General features: G+C 68.9%; 17 protein-coding genes and 2 tRNA genes. 3 read left to right on the top strand and 16 right to left on the bottom strand.

All coding sequences use genetic code 11. From position 1 onward, the window contains the following. Positions 1-62: 62 nt before the first annotated feature. The 7 genes from IEY37_RS08885 to IEY37_RS08855 form a co-directional block, all read right to left on the bottom strand. On the bottom strand, positions 63-524 hold the full coding sequence (locus tag IEY37_RS08885) for a MerR family transcriptional regulator (RefSeq protein ID WP_188941173.1): 462 nt from the start codon (positions 522-524) through the stop codon (positions 63-65). Between the two features lie 84 nt (positions 525-608). Then, entirely contained in the window at positions 609-938 is a 330-nt protein-coding gene (locus tag IEY37_RS08880) for a hypothetical protein (RefSeq protein ID WP_188941172.1), read from the bottom strand. A gap of 105 nt (positions 939-1,043) precedes the next feature. Continuing rightward, the gene (locus tag IEY37_RS08875; protein WP_308426370.1) at positions 1,044-1,823 is read right to left on the bottom strand and encodes an amino acid ABC transporter ATP-binding protein; all 780 of its coding nucleotides are present in this window, start codon (positions 1,821-1,823) and stop codon (positions 1,044-1,046) included. Further along, entirely contained in the window at positions 1,820-2,776 is a 957-nt protein-coding gene (locus tag IEY37_RS08870; RefSeq protein WP_229674207.1) for an amino acid ABC transporter permease, read from the bottom strand. The genes IEY37_RS08875 and IEY37_RS08870 overlap by 4 nt, the downstream gene beginning before the upstream one ends. A 53-nt stretch (positions 2,777-2,829) precedes the next feature. Further along, positions 2,830-3,882: an ABC transporter substrate-binding protein gene (locus IEY37_RS08865; RefSeq protein ID WP_188941171.1), complete on the bottom strand. Its 1,053-nt coding sequence runs from the start codon at positions 3,880-3,882 to the stop codon at positions 2,830-2,832. Position 3,883: 1 nt separating this feature from the next. Next, entirely contained in the window at positions 3,884-4,870 is a 987-nt protein-coding gene (locus IEY37_RS08860; RefSeq protein WP_188941170.1) for an N-acetylglucosamine kinase, read from the bottom strand. After that, positions 4,867-5,889 (bottom strand): SIS domain-containing protein, encoded by a 1,023-nt coding sequence (locus tag IEY37_RS08855; RefSeq protein ID WP_188941169.1) that lies wholly within the window; start codon positions 5,887-5,889, stop codon positions 4,867-4,869. The genes IEY37_RS08860 and IEY37_RS08855 overlap by 4 nt, the downstream gene beginning before the upstream one ends. Before the next feature lie 151 nt (positions 5,890-6,040). On the opposite strand from IEY37_RS08855, the gene IEY37_RS08850 reads away from it, so the two are divergent. Further along, positions 6,041-7,255, top strand: a complete 1,215-nt coding sequence (locus IEY37_RS08850; RefSeq protein ID WP_188941168.1) for an ROK family transcriptional regulator — start codon at positions 6,041-6,043, stop codon at positions 7,253-7,255. Between the two features lie 58 nt (positions 7,256-7,313). Here IEY37_RS08850 and IEY37_RS08845 read toward each other — a convergent pair whose 3' ends face one another. The 3 genes from IEY37_RS08845 to IEY37_RS08835 form a co-directional block, all read right to left on the bottom strand. Beyond that, on the bottom strand, positions 7,314-7,607 hold the full coding sequence (locus tag IEY37_RS08845; RefSeq protein WP_188941167.1) for a hypothetical protein: 294 nt from the start codon (positions 7,605-7,607) through the stop codon (positions 7,314-7,316). After that, on the bottom strand, positions 7,601-7,978 hold the full coding sequence (locus tag IEY37_RS08840; RefSeq protein WP_188941166.1) for a hypothetical protein: 378 nt from the start codon (positions 7,976-7,978) through the stop codon (positions 7,601-7,603). The genes IEY37_RS08845 and IEY37_RS08840 overlap by 7 nt, the downstream gene beginning before the upstream one ends. Positions 7,979-8,186: 208 nt before the next feature. Then, the gene (locus IEY37_RS08835; RefSeq protein WP_188941165.1) at positions 8,187-8,390 is read right to left on the bottom strand and encodes a hypothetical protein; all 204 of its coding nucleotides are present in this window, start codon (positions 8,388-8,390) and stop codon (positions 8,187-8,189) included. A 46-nt stretch (positions 8,391-8,436) separates the two neighbouring features. On the opposite strand from IEY37_RS08835, the gene IEY37_RS08830 reads away from it, so the two are divergent. Continuing rightward, the gene (locus IEY37_RS08830; RefSeq protein WP_188941164.1) at positions 8,437-9,294 is read left to right on the top strand and encodes an aspartyl protease family protein; all 858 of its coding nucleotides are present in this window, start codon (positions 8,437-8,439) and stop codon (positions 9,292-9,294) included. A gap of 76 nt (positions 9,295-9,370) precedes the next feature. On the opposite strand, the gene IEY37_RS08825 is transcribed toward IEY37_RS08830, so the two are convergent. Beyond that, entirely contained in the window at positions 9,371-10,051 is a 681-nt protein-coding gene (locus tag IEY37_RS08825) for a TetR/AcrR family transcriptional regulator (protein WP_188941163.1), read from the bottom strand. A 76-nt stretch (positions 10,052-10,127) separates the two neighbouring features. Here IEY37_RS08825 and IEY37_RS08820 point away from each other — a divergent pair, with 76 nt between their 5' ends. Further along, a complete protein-coding gene (locus tag IEY37_RS08820) occupies positions 10,128-10,637 on the top strand; it encodes a hypothetical protein (protein WP_188941162.1) in 510 nt (169 codons plus the stop codon). 122 nt (positions 10,638-10,759) lie between these two features. Here the strand turns inward: IEY37_RS08820 and IEY37_RS08815 are convergent, their stop codons facing one another. From IEY37_RS08815 to IEY37_RS08800, 5 genes are all read right to left on the bottom strand, one after another. After that, a complete protein-coding gene (locus IEY37_RS08815; protein WP_188941161.1) occupies positions 10,760-14,332 on the bottom strand; it encodes an SIR2 family protein in 3,573 nt (1,190 codons plus the stop codon). Between the two features lie 305 nt (positions 14,333-14,637). Continuing rightward, positions 14,638-14,713 (bottom strand) — tRNA-Ala (locus IEY37_RS08810). 34 nt (positions 14,714-14,747) lie between these two features. Then, positions 14,748-14,876, bottom strand: coding sequence for a DLW-39 family protein (locus IEY37_RS22025; protein WP_229674206.1), 129 nt, complete (start codon positions 14,874-14,876; stop codon positions 14,748-14,750). Positions 14,877-14,957: 81 nt separating this feature from the next. Then, a tRNA-Ile gene (locus IEY37_RS08805) sits at positions 14,958-15,031 on the bottom strand. 183 nt (positions 15,032-15,214) lie between these two features. Beyond that, a complete protein-coding gene (locus tag IEY37_RS08800; protein ID WP_188941160.1) occupies positions 15,215-15,712 on the bottom strand; it encodes a DUF1453 domain-containing protein in 498 nt (165 codons plus the stop codon). Between the last annotated feature and the right edge of the window lie 155 nt (positions 15,713-15,867).

The raw sequence follows: 15,867 nt of genomic DNA, 5'->3' as shown, positions 1-15,867 counted from the left end.
CTCCGGTCGGGCGCGCGCGGGCATGCCGGCGGGACGGTCGCCCGCGCGCAGTACGAGGTCGGTCAGGTGAGCTCGCGGACGAGCACGTCCGCGGCGTGCGCGAGCTTGGCGGCCGTGGCCGCGTCACCGGCGAGTTCGGCGCGCCAGTAGTCGATCCGGTTGTCCAGGTACCGCAGACGGGTGGTCAGCGCGGCGATCTCGACGGCGACCCGGTCGCGGTGGGCGACCAGCTGGCCGAGCTTGGCGGTGATCCCGTCCGCGTCGTGCCCGCCGGTGGACATCAGGGTGCGCATGGCGTCGATCGACAGTCCGGCGGCCCGCAGGTGCGCCAGCGACTCGATCCGCTCCACGGCGGATCCGGGGTAGCGTCGGTGCCCACTGCTCGGGTCGCGCGGCACCGGCGGGACGAGGCCGATCTGCTCGTAGTACCGCAGCGTCGGGACGCTCAGCCCGGTCCGGCGGGCGACCTGCTGGATGGTCAGGGCGCCGTCCTGGCCCCGTCCGGCACTGCTCGCTGCACGCATGCGGTCCAGTCTGGGTAACCTCAAGCGCTGGAGGTCAAGCAGCGAGCGGGCCGGATGTGGCCCGGCTGCCCGTGCTGCCGCGGCTCACCCGTCCAGGCCCGCCCACCAGGCCGCGTACCGGGTCGTATGGGCCATGTGCCGGGTCAGGTCCGGTGCGCCGTCGTCCCACCACACCGGCCCGCGCTCGCCGAGCGCCCGCTTCGCCGCGTCCACGTCGGCGCGGGCCGCGGTCAGGGCCGCGGTATCACCGCGGCGCCGCGCCGTGCCGACCGCGCGGCGGGCCGTCATGAGCCGGTCGACGGCGTCCTGCCGCTCCTCGGGCGTCAGCCGGGGGTCCGATCGCCGCCAGAGCCGGCCCCGCACCACGATGTACCGGCCGTCGGGGGTGACGGGCGGGTCCGTGGCGTCCTGCACGGAGGGACCGTAGACCGGCGCAGGGTCGACCGCGCGGACCGGCACAGCGGCCTTTTGGCGTGGCGGGCTCCGTGCCCGCGACCCCGGCCGGACCCGACGCGGCCCTCAGCCGACCTTGGCCAGGAAGGCCCGCGTCCGGGCGTGCTCGGGGTGGTGGAAGACCTGCTCGGGCGGACCGGACTCGACGATGACGCCGTCGTCCATCACCACGACCCGGTCCGCGACGTCCCTGGCGAAGGACATCTCGTGGGTGACCACCACCATGGTCATGCCGCCGCGCGCCAGATCCCGCATGACCTCGAGCACCTCGCCGACCAGCTCCGGGTCGAGGGCGCTGGTCGGCTCGTCGAACAGCATCAGCTTCGGCCGCATGGTCAGCGCCCGGGCGATCGCCACCCGCTGCTGCTGCCCGCCGGACAGCTGGTTGGGGTAGGCGCCGGCCTTGTCGGACAGCCCCACCCGGGCGAGCATGCCCAGCGCCCGCTGGGTGGCCTCGGCGCGGGGCTCCCTCTTCACCAGGATCGGTGCCTCGACGAGGTTCTCCAGCACGGTGCGGTGCGGGAACAGGTTGAACTGCTGGAACACCATGGCGGTCTCCGCGCGGCGACGGGCCGTCTCCCGCTCCGGCAGCTCGACCAGCGTGCCCTTCTGTTCGCGGTAGCCGATCCGCTGGCCGTCGACGAGGATCTCGCCGCCCGAGATGCGTTCCAGGTGGTTGATGCACCGCAGGAACGTGGTCTTCCCGGACCCGGAGGAGCCGAGCAGGCAGACGACCTCGCCGGGCAGCACGTCCAGGCTGATGCCCTTGAGGACGTCCAGGTGCCCGAACGACTTCCAGACGTTGTCGGCGTGCACCATCGGCGTCACGGTGGTCGACCCGGTCATCGAGCTCCTGCCTCCTCCATGGCGACGGCGGCCGCCGGCCGTTCCGCGTGCACGCGGGTGAACCGCCGGACGAGGCCGCCGATGCCGCCGCCGCGGGTGTCGCCGGTACCCCTCGCGAACCGGCGCTCGATCTCTCCCTGCACCAGCGTCAGCACGGACGTCACCAGCAGGTACCAGATGCTCGCCACGATCAGCAGCGGCATGGTCTCGTACGTCCGGGCGTAGATCAGCTGGGCGCTGTAGAGCAACTCGGGCATGGCCAGGACGCTGACCAGCGACGTGGTCTTGAGCATGCCGATCGTCTCGTTGCCGATCGGCGGGATGATCACTCGCATGGCCTGCGGCAGGATGACCCGCCGCATCGTCATGCCGCCCGGCATGCCGAGGGAGGCGGCGGCGTCCAGCTGCCCGGGCGGCACCGACAGCATCCCCGCTCGCACGATCTCCGCGGTGTAGGCGGCCTGGTTCAGACCGAGCCCCAACAGGGCGGCGGTGAAGGGCGAGATGAGCGAGTTCGTCGACGCCGACCACAGGCTCGGGCCGAACGGGACACCGAGGCTCAGCGACGTGTACAGCGACGACAGGTTGTACCAGAAGATCAGCTGCACGAGCAGCGGTGTGCCGCGGAAGAACCAGATGTACAGGGCCGCGAACCCCGACACGATCGGGGTGTCCGCCCGGCGCATGACCGCCAGGACGGTCCCCAGCACGACGCCGATCACCATCGACAGGGCGGTCAGCAGCAGGGTCTTCACCAGCCCCTGCAGGATGGAGCCGGAGAAGAAGTAGTGCCCGACCACGTCCCACTGGAAGTTGGGATTGGCCAGCAGTGCGTGCAGCAGCATCACCGCCAGCACGGCGACGACCACGTTGCCCACCCAGACCCACGGTCGCCTCCGGCGACGCGTCGGCCCCGTCGGCCGAGGACTGCTGGTGTCCAGCGTCAGTGCCACGTTCCCTCCTCAGGGGACGTCGTCGGTCGCCGCCGTGCCGTTCGGCGGGTCGGTCAGTACTTCTGCTTGTTGGTCGCCGGGTTGACCACGGACGTGTCCAGATAGCTGGCGGTCAGGTCCCACTTGGCCAACATCTGCTTGTACGTGCCGGTCTCGCGCAGCTTGTTCATCGCCGCGGCCAGCGCGGGCGCCAGCCCGTTGCCCTTCTTGGTGAAGACGGCCTCCAGGCCGGCGCGGTAGATCGGTCCGACGGCCGCGAGCTTGCCGTTGGACTTGGCGGCGTTGTAGGCCGACGTCGGCTGGTCGGACAGCACCGCCTCGATGCGGCCGCTGGTCAGCGCCAGCGTCAGGGTGTTGCTGTCCGGGAAGATCTGCACGTCGACCGGCTTCTTGCCCGCTCCGGTGCACTTGGCGGACTGGTCCTGCAGGTCGGTCACCGGCAGCGAGCCGCGAGCCGCCCCGGCACTGCGTCCGCACAGGTCGTCCATGCCCTTGATCGCGTCGGACTGCGCGGCCTGGATCAGCAGCTGCTCGCCCGACAGGTCGGTGGAGACCATGTCGACGACCTTCTCGCGCTCCAGCGTCGGCGCCGCCGAGGAGTTGACCAGGTCCATGCGCCCGTTCTGCACCCCCGGGATCAGGGTGTCGAAGGCGGCGTTGACGAACTCGATCTTGACGCCCAGCACGTCGCCCATGGCCTTCACCATGTCGACGTCCAGCCCGACGATGGTCTTGCCGTCCGCGTCCATGAACTCCTTGGGTGCCATGGTCGCGTCCACACCGGCGATCAGCGCCGGCTTGGAGCGGAGCTCCTGCGGCACCATCGCGGCGATCTTCGGGTCGACCGCGGGCGCGTCGAAGCCGGTCACCGGGTTCGGCACCGGGCCGGCAGCACCGGATCCGGCGGCCGAGGAGCCGACACCGGACGCGGCAGCGGAGCCCGCGGCCCCGGACAGAGACGCGGACGCGGACGCGGACGTCGACGAGGACGGGGTCGACGACGACGCCGCGGTGGAGCCGGTGTCGCTGCCGCAGGCGGTGAGGGCCAGCACCGAGGCGGCGCCGAGCGCTCCGAGCAGGGCCGTGCGCCGGGTGGGGATCGTCATGTCAGGACGTGCCTTTCGGGGAGGACGGGACGGACGGTTGACGCAGCGGTGCGGTGGGGCTGTCCGCGGACGGCGCCGGACCTGCGGCGACCGGTGCGGTGGTGCCGGCCAGCTGACCGGCGAGGCGGACTGCGCCGGCCACGGGCGGCTCCTCGAGGACGAGGACCTCGACCGCGCCGACCGTCCCACGGATGCGGTCCGCCACCAGGGCGGCGTACGACGGCTGGGCGGTGACCACTCCCCCGCCCATCACGACGGATCGGCTCTCCGCTCCTCGCCGGACCAGGGCCCGCACCAGCTCGGCGAGGGACCGGGCGCCGGCGGCGACGGTGCGGCCGGCGACGGGGGAACCGTCTCCGGCCGCCCGGAACAGCGCCGCGGCCCATCCCGACCACTCCGCCAGCGGACGGCTGGCGAGCGCCGTGGCGAGATCCTGCGAGTCGTCGACACCGGCTGCGGCGCAGAGGTAGCGGAAGAGGATCTCGTCGCGATCCCCGTGGTCCTGCGACTGCAGCAGCCCCCGCACGGCCTCGCGGACCAGCCCGGTCCCGCCACCGTCGTCGCCGACCAACCACCCGTGGCCGCCGGCGAAGAGCGGCCGACCGTCCGGACCCTGGCCGACGGCGATCGAACCCGTGCCGGCGATCAGGCAGATCGAGCCGTCCCGGTCGAGAGCCGGGCCGAGCAGCTGGGCGTCGTTGACGACGACCACCGGGACCGACACCCGAGGTGCGAAGGCGTCGCCCAGGTCTCGCGCCTGCTCCTCGGTGTCACAGCCCCGCGCGCCGACCGCCACGGCCGCCACCGCGGCGCCGCCGACGGCCGAGCCGACCCAGTCGACGAGCAGGTCGGCCCTGGTCGACCAGGTCGCGGCGTGCCACCCGGTGGTGGGGGTGACGAGGTCCGCGGTGATCCGGCCGGTCGTCGACTGGGCACGCAGATGGGTCTTGGTGCCGCCGACGTCGATACCGACCAGCAGGCCGGTCACCAATCCGATCCGGTGAGCTCGTCGGTGCTGTCGATCTTGGTGTCCAGCCGGCGGAACACCGACGCGTCGAGGTCCCGGCCCAGCACCGCGCCGACATGGATGACCAGCCGCTGCAGCAGCGCGACCTCCACCACGGCGCGCTGGCACGCCGGCAGCTCCGGGATGGTGATCGTCGTGGCCGGCGACTGCACCGGCCGATCCGTCACGAGCAGGACGGGCGCGTGCTGCTCGTCCAGCTGGCCGGCCAGCAGTCCCTCCCGCTCGCGACCGAACAGCACGTGGGAGGTCGGGCCCGCGCAGTCCATCGGGCCGTGCAGGTAGGACCGGGTGTCCATGAACGTCGAGGGCAGGAACGGGCCCTCGCGGAAGAGCAGCGCGCCCTGCTGGGCCGCCGTCAGTGACGGCGCCCGCCCGACCACGTCCACCATGCCGGCCTTGGCGATGTGCCCGGCGAACTCGTGCAGCACGTCGTCGGCCGAGGCCACCGCGGTGTCGCAGGCCTCCCCCAGGTCGACCCAGCCTCGGTCGGTGCTGCCGGTGAGGACGTGGTCGGCCAGCATCCCGAGCGCCACCACGGTGGCGCTGAAGGCCACCGAGGACATCCTGGAGTCGGTGACGTTGCCGACGCCGAGGACCGTGCCGCTCATCCCGGCGAGCGGGGAATCGGTGTTGTTGACGACGGCATAGCGGTTCTCGGCGGGCACCGCCGAGAGCACCTGGATCGTCTCCCGGCTCCGGCCACCCTGCGACACCCCCAGGTAGTGGTCCGCCAACCGCGGCGTGCCGCTGGGGATGTCACCGGCGTTGCTGCGGTAGGTCACGACACCGCCAGCCCGCAGCACGTGCGCCGGCGTCGCGGTGGCGGCGTCGCTCGCGCCGATGCCGACGAGCAGCAGGCTGCCCTGCCGCAGCGTCTCCGCGCGTCCCTCGTCGAGCCAACCCTGCACCTCGGCGACGGCCTGCCGGAGCCCCTGCGACTGCTGCGCGGTGCCCTCGGCGAATGTCAACTGCGGACCCATGGTCACTCTCCTCCGTGTTCGTAAGGGAGCTTGTCTTATTAATCCCGAGGCGTCAATACCCTTGTTCCGCGCCGTCGGCGGCTACCGTCCGACCGTGCGGACCGGCAGCGCCGCACGGGATCCACCGCCCGTCACTGGAAGAGAGCACCGCATGGCACCGTCAAGCCGATCGGTCGGGCTGAGCGACTCCGCCCGCGCCGTTCTCGCGGCCATCACTCCCGGCCGACAGGTGACCCGACCCGAGCTCGGCCGCGAGCTCGCGCTGTCGAAGCCCACCGTGTCCGCGGCGATCGCCGAGCTGGAGGGAGCCGGGCTCGTCTCGAACACCGGCTCGGTCCAGGGCAGCCTCGGTCGCGCCGCGTCGGTGTACGCCCTCGGTCCCGGAGCCGGCTGGACGCTCGGTCTCGACCTGGGCGCGAGCCACTTCGAGTTGCAGGCGCAGGGTCTGGACGGCAGCGAGCTGCGCTCGCTGAGCTCCGCGGACCGCAGCGCCCCGGCCCTGCGCCGGCGCGCGGCGGCCGCGGTGCGGCAGTGCACGACCGACTTCGCGGGGCACGGACCGCTCCGCGCCGTCGGCATCGCGGTCCCCCGGATCGTGCCGACCCCGACACCAGCCACGCTGGCCGACCCGTGGTTGCCCGATGCCGGGCTCGACGACCTGGTGGCCGAGTTCCGCCTGCGTTCCGACGTGCCGGTGCTGCCCGAGAACAACGTCAACTGTGCCGCGCTGGCGGAATTGCAATCGGGCGCCGCGGTGGGACAGACGAACTTCGTCTACCTCCAGGTGGGCCTGCGGATCGGGATGGGGCTGGTGCTCAACGGCCGGCTCATCCGGGGCGACCGCGGCGCGGCGGGCGAGATCGCCCGCCTACCGTTCCCTTTCGCGCCGGGCAGCACCTACCGGCCGGACGCCTTCGAGCACTACGTCGGGTCCGGCAGTCTGCTGCAGCGCGCCCACGAGACGTGGACCGACGGTGCGCCGCCGCCGACCGTGCCGGCGCTGTTCGAGCTCGCCGCATCCGGACACCGCGGGGCCGTCGCGGTGGTCCAGGCGCACGCGCGGGACATCGCCAACGCGGCACTGGCCGTGGTGGCGGTGACCGACCCGGCGCTCATCGTCCTGGGCGGCGGCGTCGGCCAGAACGAGCAGATGGCACCGGCGGTGGAGCGGGTGCTGGCCGAGTACGGCGTGGAGATCCCGATCCGCACCAGCGCTTTCGGCGACCGCGCCAGTGTGCGTGGGGCCACGAGCATCGCCGGGGACTACGCCATGACGACCCTGGTCGGCGGCCGGTACCCGGCCCGGGTGGACTTCGGGACCTGGGCCGGCGACCAGCTGCCACCGGAGGTCACCCCGGGTCGCTAGGCATCACCTGTCGACCGGAGAGTTGCCGCGCGCGTCGCCGCCGCGGCACCACGGCCTCTCAGCGGTCTGCTTCGGCGCCGCGGTGCAGGTGCCGCCACCACAGCAGACCCGCGACCGTGAGGACGGATCCGAGGACCAGCGCGACGAAGGCCAGCGTCCGCCACGGCTGGTAGCGCCCCGGCGCGCAATCTTGCGAGGGCGGCTCCGCCAGGAACTGGAACAGCGCCGGACCGCAGTCCAGCCACATCGACGTGGTCCGGTCCGTCACGGTGGCCGACCCCAGACCGACTCCGGCGACCAGCAGCGCCGCGCCGACCGCGACGACGGCGCCGACCCGTCGGCCACTCACCACCGGCCAGCACCGGGCCCCCACGGCGGTGCCTCCCACGGCCCGGCGCATCGACGGGCGGCCGGGCGCAGCGCGACGACGTACGTGATCAGCGCCGCGACGGCCATGTTGATCACAGCGCCCGCAGCGAAACCCACCGCCATGCCTGCGAAACCGTATCGGAAGCCGAGGATCCAGATCGCCAGGAACCCGACCGGTGCGGTGAGCAGCTCGAGCGCCACCGCGACGAGGGACAGGAAGGGACCGGTGCTGTCGTCCGGTGCGCGGCCGAGGATCCACCACACCACCAGGAGCACGGCCACCGTCGCGCCGTAGAGTGACAACCAGAGAGCCGCAGCCGTGCCGCCGGGGTCCGCCTCATGCGCGGAAGCCATCGGGCGTCAGCGTGCACACGGCGCAGCTCCACCGCTTCCTGCACGAAGGCGTGGTCCGCGCTGCACCAGCGGCGGGCGGATCCGTCGCCGAGCAGTCGTTCGACGGGCGCCGCCACTCGACCGGGCGGAATCGGACATCTTTGGTGTCCGTGGGGGTACAGCCATTGATCACGACCACCGCATCGCGGATGCTTGCCGGCGGTAACCATCACTCAGGGGGCGGCGCTGTGGTGCGGAAGACGTGGGCTGCGGTCCTACTGGTGGCGTTGGCGATGACCGGATGCTCGACGGAGACGTCGTCCTCGATGCCGACCGGCGGCTCGATCGACAGTTCGGCGCCGGCGACGACCGTCTCCTCCATCGGCCTGTCCACCGTGCCGAGTGCGACGACGCGGTCGAGCGACGCTGCCACGCCAGGGTCCTCGCCGCAGTCGGGCGGATCCGGGAGCGGCGCCGCCGTGAGCGGGTCCACCTCGAGCGGGCCGGCGGTGCTGCACCCGGTGACCGTGCCGATGACCGTCGTCCGCTCCAAGGACGGCGCGGTGATGGCATTGGCGGTGGTCTCCGTCGCGGGGAAGCCGTACGCCTTCATCGTCGACACCGGCGCGTCCGTCACCATCCTCGACTCCAAGGTCGTCGAGGAGGCGGGTCTGCAGACCGCCGGAGCCAAGATCACCGGCTCGGGAGCCGCCTGCCCGACGGTGTCCCAGCCGGTGCACCTGCAGGACTGGTCGATCGGTGGCGAGGCGATGCCGCCGGCCACGGCACCGTCCACGTCGATCGCGTTCGCCGGGAAGAAGTTCCACGGTCTGACGGTCGGCGGCCTGCTGGGCGCCGACGTCTTCCGGGCTTTCGGCTCCGTGCGGCTCGACTACGCCGGCGGATCGCTCCGACTGGGCGGCCCGGTCGACGCCGGCAAGCAGACGGTCCCGATCCTGCTCGCCGGTGGCAACGGGTCGACCGAGATCGTGGCGAGCGTCCGGCTGCACGGCACGGCGACGCACATGCTGGTCGACACCGGGGCCAGCCGGACCACCGTCGACTCCACGTTCGCCGACCGGGTCGGTCTGCAGAAGGTCGGCAAGCAGGTCAAGCTGTCGTCCGTGTCCTGCACCTCGTCGTCCCAGGAGGTGACCGTCGACCAGCTGACGGCCGGGACCGTCGACCTGCCCACGGTGACCGGCGTGTCCGTGGGTACCGAGAACGCGAAGAAGAGCAACGGTCATCTCGTCGGTCTCATCGGATCCGATGTGCTGTCCACGTACAAGACGGTCACCTTCGACTACACCGACCGGAAGATCGTCCTCGCGAGCTGACGGATACGCCGGGCACCGCTCCGTCGACACCGACCGGATCGCCCGGGCCGGCGGGACTCCCTCCGTGGCCGGTAGCTCACCGGGACCCGCTGTTCTCGCCGGCCGCTCCGCCGGTCGGGGACCTCCGCAGGCCGGCCAGCACCTGGTCGACGACAGCCTCGGGCAGATCCGCGGTGATCGGCCGGTGCGCGACGAACCGTCGATAGAAGAAGGGGCCGACCAGCAGATCCACCACCAACTCGGAGTCGACGTCGGCCGGCAGATCGCCCCGTGCGACGCCGCCGGCGACGGTACGGAGCAGGACGTCACGTCGGCGGTCGGTCAGCTCGGTGTGCATCGCGGCGAGAGCCGGGTCCCGCTCGGCCGCGTCGACGAACGCGGCCATGAGCCTGGGGAACGCCGCGGCGGTCAGCATGCGCGTGAATGCCGTCAGCTGCGTGACGAGGTCGACCCGCAGGTCGCCGGTGTCGACCTGGTCCAGCGGCCGGAATTCCGCGTCCATCGCCTCGACCAGCAGCGCGGACGCCGACGGCCAGTGACGGTAGAGCGTGGCCTTACCCGCGCCGGCCCGGCGAGCCACCGCCTCCATCGTGAAGCCCGGCATCCCGTCGTCGGCGAGCACCTCGAGGGCGGCGCGCCGGATCCGCCGGCGAGCCTGCTCTCCGCGGCCGAGCCGCGAGGGCCCTGCCGACTGCTGCTCGACCGCATCGAGGTCCGGGGACCCGTCGACCGGTTCGGCGTCAGGAGACAGCGTCACGGGCTTCCCTTCGCGGAATCGAGACGCTAGCGTATCGAAGGTCTACCGAGACGGTTCCGTATCGATAGGAGTCGGTATGACGCAGCCCCGCGCCACGACACTGCGTTTCCAGAAGGCGGCCAACCGGCTCGTCACCGGCCTGCTGCACGTGCCACTGCTGTCGCGCGCCATCGGATCCCGGCTCGTCGTCCTCGACGTGGTGGGTGTGAAGTCTGGGCGGCGCTATTCGGTGCCGGTCGCGTACACCCGGGACGGCGACGACCTGCTGGTCGGGACACCGTTCGCCTGGGGACGCAACCTCCGTACCGGCCGGCCGATCACCCTGCTGCTCAAGGGCAAGCGCGTGACCGCCGACGTCACCGTGTTCACGGACGAGGCGGGCGTGACGGCGGCGTACGCCACCATGGCGCGCGACAACGGCCAGTTCGCCAAGTTCAACAAGATTTCCGTCGACGCGTCCGGCGCCCCGGACCCCGCAGACCTGCGGTTGGCCTGGCAGGGCGGGGCGCGGGCGGTCCGGCTGAGGCCGAGGTTCAGGCGCGAGAACTCCCCAACCGTCCCGCCGAGCGGCACCCCTGGCGCGTAGTCAACGCCGGGCAGGAAGACCACGCCTTTCAATGACAGACAGGTTCTCACATGCGCAGTCATCCAGTCAGGCCAAGGAGAAGAAATCGCTGCTGCACTGCGGCGCATACCTCCTTCCGCGCTTCACTCTGGGAAACCGCGCTCGCGGGCGGCGCTGACCAACGGCTCTGCGCCCGCAGGCCCAACTGCCATTCGAACCGCCTCGACGATTATTCTAACCCGCTCGGCGAGCCTATACGTCAACGGTCGCGTGTAGGACACGCGGCGTGTGTACAGGGTAACCAACTCGTCCGCGTACGCCGCAAGGGATCCATCCGGAAACTCTGGGTCTACATATCCTTCAGCGAGACCAAGCGGGTAATCAACGAAAAGGGACGCAGCAACAGGGATCCTGTGCCCCAGCGCTGGCACTGTATCCGCCCATCGTGCCAACTCCTCATTCGCAGCAGTACGGGGGACACCGGACAAGCGCGCTCGCAGGTGTTCACCCAGCCACGTATCCCATAATTGAGCGCCGTCAACACCCTCCATTCGAACAAAGCTCACCATGGTGTCTGCGAAATTGGCAGCGTACGCCCCGCCATCAGTTACCACGCTTGCACGGAGCAGATCCGCGCGAGCTTCAGCCGCGATACCTGCGAACGACACAATGGAAGCAACCAGATCAAGAAACCTTCGTTGAACGTGGCCGTCGACCAGCCCGGCGATGCGCCCCCATTGCGCAACGGTTGCATCCGTCAGACCCGCCGCCAAAAGCCTGTCGTTGTATCGCGGCCGTTCGAGATATGCATGCCACGCAAGTCGCGCCGTTGCGTCATGCTTGAAGAGCGGTAAGACTTTCGCTGTACAGAACGATTCGTCGGCGGCGAACAGAAAGAACAGCTCTGAGGCAAGTGCTGGGACCGTAGCACTGAGAGCGGCCGGCGGACCAGCTAACAGGCCGTTCAGTGCGCCCCGCTCGGTGTCACTGAGTCCTTCCCAATTGTCTCGATTGCAACGCCATCGCCTATCCATCTCGAACAACCAATACTGAGCAACGAACCCTGGCCAGGAGTTCAGGTACAGCGGCGCAGACGACATCGGATCGAAATCGCTTTCGTGGGTGAAACCACTGGCGTGGGCTTGCCAAACAGCCAATGCAATCTGCCGCATATCGCGAATGAACGGCGTCTCGTCGCTATTGATGTGAGCGCGGACTTGACGGAGCAGGAACCAACCAACGTCGTGAGCAGAGTCGGTGTCGGCAGCGAGGCTGGCGACGCATTTGCTCACCTCCAACGTTAGATCGCCGAGCTTCGCATCACCCCAGCCATGGACAGCCGCACGCCGCATCTCCAGTCCTCGCTCGTCAGCTTGTCCACGGGTTAGTAACGCGTCCCACATGGTCAGGCCGCTAGTTGCATCTGCGGCACAGGTCTGGCGCACGAGATCAAGCGTGTCCCGCCAGGTTGGCTCGTCAAAATTCCGCTCCGAGTAGTCGCGCTCAAGTAACCGGTCGACCGCCCGCCTGGCATCAACTGAAAGGGCGTGCGCAAACTCCTCAGTCGTCATTGGAAGTCGGCCGCCCCATGAGCCACTCGAAACCCAAGAATCGAAGTCCGGATGTTCCCTCGCAACAAAGGTTCCGTGCTGTGCTTGAATCGCGCCAAGCGCTTCTGCGGCAGCTCGCCAATTCGGATCTGTCCCCGTGAGCCACCCCAGCAGGTTGTACCGGGCGTACGACCAATGTCGATCATCCTCAGCAGTCGGGCCGTATCGGCTTGGACGGACTTCCGTCGCAGCCAGTACCCGTTGTTTGATCGAGGGCGACGCTTCAGCAATAGCGATGCGCAAGAGCCCGTAAAGCTCATGTTTTGTCGCGAGCGGATATAGGTCGCTTCGCTGCAATAGCCAGTCGAGCTTTTCATCGCAACTTCGGGACGGGTCGATTGCGGTTAGATACAGGGCGAGTCGGCGAAAGAGGGCGTGGTTGAACTCCCACCATCTGCTCGGTAGGTTCGAGTTTGTCGGAAGTGCGCGTTCTCCATAACGACGCAACCCATCAATGACAGCATCAACGGGCTCGCGGAACTGGTCTTGGGCATGTGGCTCGATTGCTGACCGACCATGCGAAAGCGCATCCCACATGCGCTCGCCATGGAAGGCGCGCAGCAAGTCGTATGCACCCAGTAGCGCTTGCTCAAGTAGCACGCCCATACTGAGATCGCCGGGTTCGCATCCTTCCACTGCCAACGTCAGTTGGCGAGTCAAGACGCTTTCGTCGAACCGCCAGGTTACTTTTACGTTTGGCACCGCCGCGGATTGCACCGCTTCATCCCCATACCACCTGCGCTCAAGTCTCAGCTGTGGTTGAAGGATTGTCCGCAACACGCCGGGGCCGTAAGTGAACCCATTACGATTGTTGGGAAGGATTAACTGGCCTTCGAGGGGTGCCGACTGTCCAGCCAGCGATGTCAGCAAGACGACTCGCCAGCGATCCGCCGCCGCGGAGTCTTCGGCTGCTAAGTCCTCCGTAGCGCGTAGAGCGGCTTCGAACAGGACAGTAGTCATGCTCTGGCCAACCCGTTGAACCGTCTGTAGAGCGGCACCGTTCAGCGCGGAGGAGGCTATGAAGTTGCGAGCGAACCAGCCTGTCAGTGGAATGACCGATTCGGGTACAGGGGCTGCCATAAAAAGGCTCTTAAAACCCGGCAGATTCTCCAACCAGCGGAGCCACTCAAGTTTTAATCGCGCTGACAATGCCGTCGTAGCGTCGACAAAGTCGAGCACACCCGCGTGGCTGTCGAGACGCGCGCTGAGGTAGTCCCGATCGACGGGTGTAAGCGTCGTTCCAGCCGCGACAATTTCGCCTACTCTGCTTCGGTGGTCATCCCGTCCCATCCGAGCACGGGTGTTCCAAGCTACGAGAGCATCACGAAGGTTATCGTAATCAGTACCGAAGGAAACTGCGCGCACGCCGAGGCGTATCCACTCCGAATCATCCGCCAAGGCACTGTGCACGAACGCGTAGAGCGACGCCCCGGACGGTAGGCCGAGCGTGAGGTAGCGCAGAGTTGGATCTGTCAGGCCATACCCTAGGAAGACAACGACGTTGTCTTGGAAAAGTTTGAGCAGGAACCGAGTAGCCCATGCGTCGGCTAGATAGGCATGACCAAGGTCACGGTCGGTCAGTACTAGTTGACGGTACCCACGACTAATTGACCCGTGCAAGTACACAAGCCCCTCGAATGAGTCACCCGGTGGTAGCGCTGGCCCAATCCACTTGTCGGCAAACGCTGTCCGCAGAGCTCGGGCTGCGCCTTCGAGGTGATTGTCAAAATTTGTTGTAACGATTCGTGGCCGACCGTGCGCAGCAGCCAACTCGACGATCGCGGCGTGTGTCGCATTCGGCTCGGACCCCGGTGGGGTGAGGAGCGCATGCGTGCGCCGGTGAACGTCGTAGGGCGGCGTTAGGTGCGTCAGCCGGCCCAGGAAGTGGTCGAAGGCTTCCGGCTCGACGTAGGGTACGCCGGCTTCGTCGCCGAGCGCGGTTGCGAGTTCCCTGAAAAGGGGCAAGGAGGACGGCGGCGCCACCGACGCACCAGCACCAACGAAAAAGACCACCCGACCCTCGGCATGGGCGTTCAACAAGAGCCGTGGTAGCTGAACGTCGGCAGTTATCCACTCGCTCGGCTCAGAGGATCCTTCGACTGCCACTGCGGCTCCTGATCGCGGGAATCCGACGTGCAACAGTAACATTGCGTTGGTACGAGTAGGTCGGACCTCGACACGCACAGTCGGGTTGAGTGCACCGACCGAGGCAGGTCAGGCTACGACGGCGTGCGCGTCGAATCAGATGACGCGATCGGTTCGACGGCTCGCCACGTGAACGTCCGACGCGTCTGTGGTGCAGGTCTATCGCCGTCCCGAACCCGCGAATGTAGCCGATTCGTTTGCTCCAAGCGGATCCTCGCGAGTAGCGACGGTGGTGGATACTGCGCGTGGCGACGTTCGTCAGGATGTGGTGGAGACGAAGAGAATCGAACTCTCAACCCCCGCCTTGCAAAGGCGGTGCTCTGCCAATTGAGCTACGTCCCCGGGTGACCAGCGCGGTGGCTGGTCGGGCACACGGTCAGGAGGTCGGCGCCGGGCGGGTGGCCTCGTCCCAGAGGGCGGCTTCCGCGGCGGCCTGCTGCCGGCGCCGCTTGACCAGCGCGAAGGCGCCGCCGCCGGCGGCGAGGAGCAGGAGGAGCTTCTTCATGGACGGCCTCCGGTCGATACCCGTCGCCCGGCGGCTGTGTCGGGCGAACCCTGCGTCGAGCACCCTGCTGGGCACTGACCGTGGGCCTGGGAGGACTTGAACCTCCGACCTCTTCCTTATCAGGGAAGCGCTCTAACCGCCTGAGCTACAGGCCCGCACGACTCACGGCGCCCACGAAGACCTCGGTCCTCCACGAGCGCCGCGAGCTACCAACCTACCGCATCGGCGAGGACCGGCTCAAATCCCCATGTCGAGTCCCGAGCCCGGGCGCCACGCGCGAGGACGCCGGCCCTCCGAAGAGGACCGGCGTCCTGGCACTGCACCCTGGGACCGTGCCGTCACCGGGTGACGGCGTACTGCTGCTGCCGGGCGGCCGGCACGGCGCCCATCCGCTGTGCCCGGAGCCACATCAGCTGCGCCTGCACCGCGATCATCAGCGCCATCATCACCATGACCTCGCCGAAGCCTTCGCCGTCGTCGATGCCGGTGAAGTGGGACACCGTCCCCAGCCCGAACTTGACGACCACCATGCCGATGAACAGTCCGACCGTCAGCTTGGTGCCCTGCTTGAAGATCCGGCCGTCCGCCGCGCGCCACATCCGCGTCCAGTGACCCCGCATCAGGCCGATGACCACCGACAGCGCCAGGCTCCCGGCCAGCATCGACCACCCGCCCACCCCGCTCGGCAGGTTGAAGCCGCCGACCGCCAGACCGACGATGCCGTAGATCAGCGCCAGCTTGAAGCGGCCCCGCTCCGTCACCTCGCTGACCTGCGTCTGCTTGTAGACGGCGTAGCCGACGAGGGCGACGATGGCGACCAGATCGAGGGGGGACATCTCGGTTCTCCTTGTGGAATGCGGTCCGGGCGGGTGCTCGGCCTGACACCACTGATTCGACTCGCCGGGCTGCCCGGGTCGACTGGACGAAATGCACAGTCCTGCGCCTGGCCACCGGACTGGTACTCCCACCAGGTGCCCCCGCCGGCAGCCCG

The organism is Nakamurella endophytica (assembly GCF_014646215.1).
Classification (GTDB): Bacteria; Actinomycetota; Actinomycetes; order Mycobacteriales; family Nakamurellaceae; genus Nakamurella; species Nakamurella endophytica.
This window is presented reverse-complemented; position numbering and strand designations above follow the sequence as displayed.

Coding starts and splice junctions, on each gene's coding strand:
- IEY37_RS08885 (WP_188941173.1), bottom strand. CDS start 524: ATGCGTGCAGCGAGCAGTGCCGGACGGGGCCAGGACGGCGCCCTGACC.
- IEY37_RS08875 (WP_308426370.1), bottom strand. CDS start 1,823: ATGACCGGGTCGACCACCGTGACGCCGATGGTGCACGCCGACAACGTC.
- IEY37_RS08855 (WP_188941169.1), bottom strand. CDS start 5,889: ATGGGTCCGCAGTTGACATTCGCCGAGGGCACCGCGCAGCAGTCGCAG.
- IEY37_RS22025 (WP_229674206.1), bottom strand. CDS start 14,876: ATGAAGAAGCTCCTCCTGCTCCTCGCCGCCGGCGGCGGCGCCTTCGCG.
- IEY37_RS08865 (WP_188941171.1), bottom strand. CDS start 3,882: ATGACGATCCCCACCCGGCGCACGGCCCTGCTCGGAGCGCTCGGCGCC.
- IEY37_RS08850 (WP_188941168.1), top strand. CDS start 6,041: ATGGCACCGTCAAGCCGATCGGTCGGGCTGAGCGACTCCGCCCGCGCC.
- IEY37_RS08800 (WP_188941160.1), bottom strand. CDS start 15,712: ATGTCCCCCCTCGATCTGGTCGCCATCGTCGCCCTCGTCGGCTACGCC.
- IEY37_RS08820 (WP_188941162.1), top strand. CDS start 10,128: ATGACGCAGCCCCGCGCCACGACACTGCGTTTCCAGAAGGCGGCCAAC.
- IEY37_RS08840 (WP_188941166.1), bottom strand. CDS start 7,978: ATGGCTTCCGCGCATGAGGCGGACCCCGGCGGCACGGCTGCGGCTCTC.